This window comes from Bradyrhizobium sp. CFUWI (assembly GCF_056429085.1).
Genome location: NZ_JBWJZE010000098.1, coordinates 1 through 1,364 on the forward strand (window position 1 = coordinate 1; position 1,364 = coordinate 1,364).

The window sequence follows — 1,364 nt, forward strand, 5'->3', positions numbered from 1 at the left end:
AGAGCTGGCCCCGGTTGTTTGGACAGTGCCCCGCGGAAATTAAGTGGATTCCTGCCAGGTTACACTGAATGCGGGGCTTTGCGATTTTGTCGTTGCGTCGGGAGGGCGTAGCCCGACCAGAGCAACGACAAAATCGTCGGCGACGGTCATGCGGCCATCACCATCGCTTGCGTGCCGAAGTAGGCCTCGTCGGGGGTGCGTTCGTCAAGGCTCGAGTGCGGGCGTCCCTGATTGTAGAACGCCAGATATCTGGAGATCGATGCTCGCGCCTCGGACACGCTGTCGTAGGCGCGCAGGTAGACTTCCTCGTATTTGACCGTGCGCCAGAGCCGCTCGACGAACACGTTGTCGCGCCAGGCGCCCTTGCCGTCCATGCTGATGGCAATCTTTGCGTCCAGCAGCACACTGGTGAAGTCGAGGCTGGTGAACTGGCTGCCCTGATCCGTGTTGAACATCTCGGGCCTGCCGTGCTTCGCCAGCGCCTCCTGGAGCGCTTCGACGCAGAACACCGTCTCCATCGTGATCGATACGCGATGGGCCAGGACCCGCCGGCTGAACACATCGACGACCGCGGCGAGGTAGACGAAGCCACGCCGCATCGGAATGTAGCTGATGTCCATGGCCCAGACCTGGTTCGGCCGCTCGATCTTCAATCCGCGCAACAAATACGGGTAGATCTTGTGGCCCAGCCCGGGCTTGCTCGTATTCGGCCGACGATAGATCGCCTCGATCCCCATGCGCTTCATCAGCGTCGCGACGTGGCGGCGGCCAATCTGCGCGCCCTCACGCCGCAACAGCGATCGCAGCATGCGTGCCCCCGCGAAAGGATAATCGAGGTGCAGCTCATCGAGCCGACGCATCAAGGCAAGGTCCTCGGCCGAAACCGGCCGAGGTTCATAGTAGACCGTGCTGCGGGCGAGGTTCAGGACCTTCGCCTGGCGCACAACAGGCAGATCATGGTCGCGGTCGATCATCGCTTTGCGCTCAGCAGCCCCGCCTTGGTGAGCGCGCCGGACAAAAAATCGTTCTCCAACGCAAGCTCGCCTATCTTGGCATGAAGCGCCTTCAAATCGACCGGCGCCTCGGCCAATCCCTTGTCCTGCCCAAACACGCCGGCGGCGCCTTCCAGAAGCTGGGTCTTCCAGGTCGTGATCTGGTTCGGATGAACATCAAACTGTTGCGCCAGCTCGGCCAGCGTCTTCTCTCCCTTCACGGCTGCCAAAGCCACCTTCGCCTTGAATGCCGGAGAATGCGTCCGGCGACTCCTCTTCGTCATCTTCGCTCCTGATTCGCGGCAAGAAGCCTCGCCGCTGTCAGGCAGAAAATCCACTCAAGCTACTGTCCGAATTTGCGGAGCCAGCTCT

The 1,364-nt window shown here is 61.5% G+C and carries 1 protein-coding gene; it reads right to left on the bottom strand.

Annotated features, from left to right (window positions below; genetic code table 11):
* Positions 1 to 146: 146 nt before the first annotated feature.
* A protein-coding gene (locus AC066S_RS38830; RefSeq protein ID WP_126262077.1) for an IS3 family transposase occupies positions 147 to 1,276 on the bottom strand; the annotation gives its coding sequence in 2 pieces (ribosomal slippage) (positions 147 to 1,024 and positions 1,024 to 1,276; 1,131 coding nt in all).
* Between the last annotated feature and the right edge of the window lie 88 nt (positions 1,277 to 1,364).